7 protein-coding genes are annotated in these 7,037 nt (G+C 36.2%); all 7 read left to right on the plus strand.

The window, feature by feature from the left end:
• On the plus strand, positions 1-1,255 hold a 1,255-nt coding region (locus ACYQ0O_RS12760), incomplete at its 5' end, for an AAA family ATPase (RefSeq protein WP_459893681.1).
• 145 nt (positions 1,256-1,400) lie between these two features.
• Positions 1,401-2,516, plus strand: coding sequence for a hypothetical protein (locus ACYQ0O_RS12765; RefSeq protein WP_459893684.1), 1,116 nt, complete (start codon positions 1,401-1,403; stop codon positions 2,514-2,516).
• A 14-nt stretch (positions 2,517-2,530) separates the two neighbouring features.
• Positions 2,531-4,048, plus strand: coding sequence for a caspase family protein (locus ACYQ0O_RS12770; protein WP_459893686.1), 1,518 nt, complete (start codon positions 2,531-2,533; stop codon positions 4,046-4,048).
• A 39-nt stretch (positions 4,049-4,087) separates the two neighbouring features.
• Positions 4,088-5,080 (plus strand): Rpn family recombination-promoting nuclease/putative transposase, encoded by a 993-nt coding sequence (locus ACYQ0O_RS12775; protein WP_075070185.1) that lies wholly within the window; start codon positions 4,088-4,090, stop codon positions 5,078-5,080.
• Between the two features lie 160 nt (positions 5,081-5,240).
• On the plus strand, positions 5,241-5,564 hold the full coding sequence (locus ACYQ0O_RS12780) for a hypothetical protein (protein WP_459893688.1): 324 nt from the start codon (positions 5,241-5,243) through the stop codon (positions 5,562-5,564).
• Entirely contained in the window at positions 5,551-6,138 is a 588-nt protein-coding gene (locus ACYQ0O_RS12785; protein ID WP_459893690.1) for a formylglycine-generating enzyme family protein, read from the plus strand. Before ACYQ0O_RS12780 ends, ACYQ0O_RS12785 begins: the two co-directional genes overlap by 14 nt.
• A 137-nt stretch (positions 6,139-6,275) precedes the next feature.
• Positions 6,276-7,037 (plus strand): ATP-binding protein (locus tag ACYQ0O_RS12790; protein WP_459893692.1); only part of this gene is annotated, 762 nt, incomplete at its 3' end.

A 7,037-nucleotide genomic window follows, 5' to 3' on the forward strand; every position in this document is an offset into this window, starting at 1 on the left:
GGGAGTTGAAAGTTGTGCCAGGGAAAATTTTAGAAAGGCCCAGGAAGCCCTGGGGATTCAATGTGAGAACAGAGAAGACATGGCCGCCTGTTTTTCAGAACTCATAGACAGAGCAACTAAAAAATATAACCAAAAAGTAGTAATATTAATAGACGAATATGACAAGCCAATACTTGATGTAATAGAGGACAGGGATCAGGCAAAGGAAAATAGGGAGTATTTAAGGGGGCTTTATTCAATAATAAAGGACAATGATGCGTATGTTAGATTTGCATTTTTAACAGGAGTTAGCAAATTCTCTAAAGCATCAATATTCAGTGGCCTGAATATGTTAGAAGATATATCCCTAAGCCCCAGGTTTGGTAATATTTGTGGATATACTCAAAAAGACATAGAGACCACTTTTTTGCCTTATTTAGAAGGTGTTGATTTAAATAGGGTAACAGATTGGTATAATGGGTATTATTTTTTAAAAGAGAGGCTATATAATCCATTTGATATACTTCAATTTATTAAAAATGATTGTATATTTGACAATTACTGGTTTGAGACAGGGACGCCCACTTTTTTGATAAAATTGATAAAACAGAATAGATATTTTTTACCACGATTATCAGATATGGTTGTAGATAAAAAGATATTAAGTAGTTTTGATGTGGAAAACATAGACTTGGAAGTTATCTTATATCAGAGTGGGTATCTGACTATAGATAGCATTAGGCAGAAGAGGAGAGGAGATATAGAATATAGGCTCAGGCTTCCCAATGAAGAGGTAAAGATTTCATTAAATGACTATATTATAGATTATTTGTTTGAACAAAGACAGATTCGTATAAAGGCCCAAAATGACCTTTACGATGCATTAATGGATGAAGAAATAGATAAACTACAAAAGACTTTAGTATCCCTCTTTGCCTCAATTCCCTATAATTATTTTACAAAGAACAAAATAGATGAATATGAAGGATTTTATGCATCAGTGGTATATGTATATCTTCAGTCCCTTGGATTTGAGATAATAGGAGAGGATGTAACCAATCATGGCAGGATAGATTTAACAGTGCTACTAGATGATAAGATTTACATAATAGAGTTTAAGGTAGATGGTAAAAAAGGAGAAGCACTAAGTCAGATAAAACAAAAAAGATATCATGAGAAATATTTAGATAGATCAGATAAGATATATTTAATAGGCATAGAATTTAGCTCAAAAGATAGGAATGTGCTTAATTTTGAGTGGGAGAAGATCAATTGATAATTGTTTTTTGATTGATAATTGAAAATAGAGAATTGAGAATTTAAGAAGGATGATGTATTAGGTTGGGGAAGCTGCTTAAGAAGCAGGGCAGGTACTTGCTAGATATTTTTAAGAGAAACTGGATTTTTGGGGAGAATTCAATATGTGTGAGGGTTTTCAGTCATCTGAAAAGATAATAAAAAAACTTGATTTTCAATTTTCCATTATCAATTTTAATTTATTAATTATTGGTTTTGCACTTATTATAATTCCACTTAGTTTCTCCCAGGCCATTGCCTTTTCCCTGTTTTACAGCTCCCCATTAAATGGTGAATTAAAGAAAAGAAGTAAGTCCATATGCAATATAAAGTTATTGTCAAATAAAAAAGTAGCTGTTTTGAAGTTTTCGTCTATGTCAAATAATCCGTCTCTTATGGGCTCATATATAGCTGAGAAGATGCAGACATATATAACTGAATTTAGTAAGAACAAATTTACCTTAATAGACAGACTGGACATTGCAAAGTTAATTGATGAGATAGAGGTCCATGGAAAGGATGATTTTGATATAGATAAATGGGCAAAAAAACTTTCAGCAGATTATATTGTTACTGGAGATTACAATGTGTTTCCAAAATCAAAAAAAATAGATTTGCAAATAAGGGTGATATCTCCTGAAAAAGGGGTTTTGTTGTATTCAGATCACATAAATTGCAATTTAACAGATGAGGAGTTAAGAATATACAATACCCCTCCACCAACAAAGGCCTTTGCCCCAATTGAAGACATAAAAAATAGTGAAACAAAAAAAGGTAAATATTTAAAACTGTATAAAGAGGAGCATGGGAAAAAGTTCCCATTAAATGGAGATGCTCCAACACTCTCAGTTGGAGACACCATAGGCTTTTCCATATCCCCGCCAATGGATTCAAAAATATATGTCTTTAACTATGATCCACAGGGTGGAGAGTTGATATTTTTATATCCCCTGTCTGTGCTGCACCCAATGGTGTTTCAAAAACATAGAGTATATTTTTTCCCTGATGTAATAGACAAAAATGCCCTGTCCTATCCTGTAAAGCCGCCTCTTGGCAGGATGTGTTTAAAGGTAATTGGAATAAAAAAGGATGTCCCAATTGACTTAACAGATGGGATAGAGGCAAAATATGGATACTTTATAATGAAAAGTGATGATATAAAAAGGTTGATAACAAAATTAAGCATATTACCAAAATCTTCCTGGTGGGAAGATGGGTTTGATTTTTGGATAATTAAGTAAAGATGGAGGGCATTATGAATAAAAGTCTAAAACTTATATTGGCAGGGTTATTTTTGTTTTCAGTTGTTTCTTCTAATGTGTTTGCTTCACAATGCACGATAGCAAAGGAGTTAGCCAAGGCCAGCTTCAAGGTCTTTAAAACAAATAAGAAAAAGGGGCTTGCAGGTCTAATTCAGGCCCATAAGATGTGTCCAGAAAACCCCAAAATTTATTTCAACCTGGGTGTTGCTTATTATCTCTATGGCCGCCCTGATTTAGCTTATAAGATATGGGCAAAGTTAGGGCAAAAGAAAAAAGATCTAAAACTTTACAAAAACCTTGCCCACCTTGCCCTTAAACTAAAAAGACTAAATGAAGCAAACAGGTGGGCAGATAAAGCCCTGGAGGCCCACAAGGATAAGGAGCTGGTGAAATTAAAGATTCTACTTTTATTCAGGAAAGGGAAATATCAGGATGCCCTTGATTTTGCCATAAAGCACAATGCTGGTTCTAAAATAACTGAAAAGGCTGCAGAATATTTGACTGAAGTATTGTGGAACAAATTTAGGATGGGGGAAAAAGAAGGTGCAATGAAGAGACTTATTGAGCTAACACACAAATATCCTTCTGTGTCTTATTTTGCCAATGCAAAGGATAGGATGGTACTGGCAATGCTTGATGATTCCCAGATACCTCTGCCAAAGCCACTGCCAGATAGAGAATTTCAAGCACAACTAGCCTATTCATCTCCCATAGCTACATCAGATGAATCTTTGAATATACTCTCTCTTAAGCCCACATTAAGACCACAAAATAAGGCATATGCATTGATAATTGGTATAAGGAAGTATAAACACATAAAAGGTCCAAGATTCGCAGATAATGATGCAAAAAATGTATATGAAGTACTGGTCAAAAGGTGTGGATTTAAGGATGATAGGTCCCATATTCATGTATTATTAAATGAAGATGCTACTGTTGGAAATATCTATAATGAAATAAACTGGCTCGTTAGAAGAGGAAAATTACACCCAGATGCAAAGATATTTTTCTATTTTTCAGGGCATGGCTCTCCAGTTGTTGAAGGAGAAAAAATAAAAGATGGTCTTTTAGTCCCCTATGATGTAACCTTGGATGGATTAAATGACAGAACTGCAGTTCCCCTATCCTATCTTCAAGAACAACTCTCTTCACTTAAGAATAAAGAAGTTGTAGCAATGCTGGATGCATGTTTTTCAGGCACAGGAAAATCTATAAGCCCAATGAAATTAATCACTCCAAAGGTGAATGTATCCCTTCTTTCTTCAAACAAACTTTTTATATCTGCAGCAGCGGCAAATAGACCAGCAAGGGAATATGCACCAGGAAGAGATGGAGCATTTACTTACTTTTTCTTAAAGGCACTAATTGGAGAAGGAGATAAAAATAAAGACGGATGGGTAGATACCTTGGAGGCATACCAATTTGCAAAACAAAAATTAAAAGCCCTGGACTTTGACCAGAGGCCAGAAATAACTCGACCTGTTAGATTGAAGCTGGCAAAGGTGGAATAAATTGAGAATGGGGGACTTAAGATTTAAGGGGGATGCTGGATGGGAAAGAAGGAAATAGAGATTGATGTAAATCGTCCCCATGACACATTTTTCAAGAAATTAATGGGGGATGTTAAAAATGTTCGTGATTTTATAGAGGGATTTTTTCCAGAGGAGCTTGTGTGTTACATTGATATGGATAGTTTGGAGATTATAAATACAGAAAAGAGTGATGAGAAATATAAGAGATATTATCTTGATATGGGTGTGAGGTGTAAGATAGAGGGGATTGATTCAGAGCTATATTTTGTATTTGAGCACAAATCATATCCAGACAGGCGTGTTCTTATTCAGATACTGAGCTATTTTTCAGTTATGTGGAAGAGGGATTTTGAGAGGGGTAAGGATTTAAGACCCATAATACCAGTGATATTTTATCATGGGAAAAGGCCTTATAATCTTCCACAGAGTTTTGCAGACTACTTTAATGTGCCAGTAGATATAAAGAAATACATGGTAGATTTTGAGGTGGTTTTATTTGACACCACCAGATATGGGGATGATATTATAATAAATAAGAGCAAAAATCTCTATTTGTGCGCATCTCTTTTATCAATGAAACATGTGTTTGATGAATTTAAAAAGATAAGGTCCTTATTAATATCAGTTTTAAGGCAAGTATCAGAGGAAGAATTGATATTGGTGATAGAATATCTGGTGGCAAGCAAGGATATAAGGGAAGAAGAGGTAAAGAATATATTTGAAGAGCTAGGAGGTAAGAAGATGTCATCACTTGCAAAGAGATGGATAGAACAGGGGATCCAGCAGGGAGTTCAGCAGGGCATACAGCAGGGGATCCAGCAGGGCATGGTAAGGGAAGCCAGGGAGATGGTTTTAGAGGCCCTGGAGATAAGGTTTAATATTGTGCCTGAGTCCCTTAAGAAAAAGATAGGAAACATACATAACAGAGACAAACTAAAGGCCCTGCTAAAGGTTATTATGAGGGCAACGGATATTAAAGAGGTGGAAAAAGAAATTGGTTTTGAGTTATGAGTTATGGGTTATGACTTTTGAGTTACAAGTTAAAAGACGTGATTAAACATCAAATAGACAAACATTTCACTAATCACTAATTACTAATTTTAGAGGATTGACGACTTTGACGTAGTCTTTGGGAAGCAGGGTAACCAGAAAAGATAGGGGGGTTAAATCAATGAGGAGTTGTGTTGTAATCCTGCTAATAGTCTTTTTGTGTTTTCCAGGGATTTGTTTTGCAAAGAAAAAGAGTAAAAAAATAGATGATTTTTTATCTATTGATCCAGACAAATATATAGATGCCACTTTTTTACCCATAGATGATGAGCCTTTTGAGGTTGCCTCTGGTAAGACCTTTAAGGACCCGTATCTTGGCATGGAGTTTGTGTGGGTTAAAGGTGGTTGTTATGAGATGGGAGATACCTTTGGTGATGGCTATAGTGATGAAAAACCAGTTCATACGGTGTGTGTGGATGGGTTGGTTTTATATGGGGAAGTATGAGGTGACCTTTGATCAGTATGACAGATTTTGTGAGGAGACAGGTAGAGAGAAACCAGATGATGAAGGCAGGGGCAGGGGCAGAAGACCGGTCATAAATGTTTCCTGGAATGATGCTAAGGCATTTTCAAAGTGGCTTTCTAAGAAGACAGGATATAAATTTCGCCTTCCCACAGAGGCGGAGTGGGAGTATGCGTGCAGGAGCAGGGGAAAAAAGGTGAAGTATGCCACAAAAACTGGTGATATATCCCATGATCTGGCCAATTATGATGGCACAGGAGGAAGGGATAGGTGGAGATATACATCTCCAGTGGGCTCCTTTGCACCCAATTCTCTGGGATTATATGACATGAGCGGCAATGTATGGGAGTGGTGTGAGGACTGGTATTCTGAGGATGCTTATAAGCATCATTCACGCAATAATCCTATATATACAAGTGTCGGCAGGGGCCGTGTGATGCGGGGCGGTAGCTGGTACTACTTACCCAGGTACTTGCGGTGCTCTAATCGCGGCAGCTCCTCGCCTGTCAGTAGGTACGACGATGTTGGCTTCCGCCTTGTCCTTCAGAAGAATTAGTGAAAGGGCGAAGGTAGAAGGGCGAAGGGAGAAGAGTCCCTTCATCCTTCATCCTTGGACCATAGACACATCAAAGCTTGAGACTTGGGAGCTAATGGAATAAATAGATAAAATTTTAAGTACCTGGAGCAAACATTATGAAAAAACTACCAATAGGCATATCAAGTTTCAGGGAGATAATAGAAGGGGACTATGTTTACATAGACAAGACAAAAGAGGCATATGAGTTAATAGAAAACTATAAATATGTGTTTTTATCCAGGCCTAGAAGATTTGGAAAGTCCTTATTTCTTGACACACTAAAAGAGATATTTGAGGGAAATAAAGAGCTTTTTAAGGGACTCTATATCTATGACAAGTGGGATTTTGATAAAAAATATCCAGTAATTAAAATTAGTTGGGCAGGGAATTTTCAGGATCTTAAGAATCTAGAAGCAATAGCCAGAGAGATCTTTTATGACAATCAGATGAGGCTTGGTATTAGATGTAGAGAGCAGGAATATATGCCAGCATGTTTTGCCCAGCTAATAAAAGAATCCTTTCGCAAATATAACCAGAAAGTAGTAATATTAATAGATGAATATGACAAGCCAATACTTGATGTAATAGAGAACAGGGATCAGGCAAAGGAAAACAGAGAGTATTTAAGGGGGCTTTATTCAATAATAAAGGACAATGATGCATATGTTAGATTTGCATTTTTAACAGGAGTTAGCAAGTTTTCCAAGGCATCAATATTCAGTGGTCTGAATATGTTAGAAGATATATCCCTAAGCCCCAGGTTTGGTAATATTTGTGGATATACTCAAAAAGACATAGAAAGCACTTTTTTGCCTTATTTACAAGGTGTTGATTTAAAAAAGATAAGGGATTGGTATAATGGGTATTATTTTTTAAAA

This window comes from Desulfothermus okinawensis JCM 13304 (genome assembly GCF_054654515.1).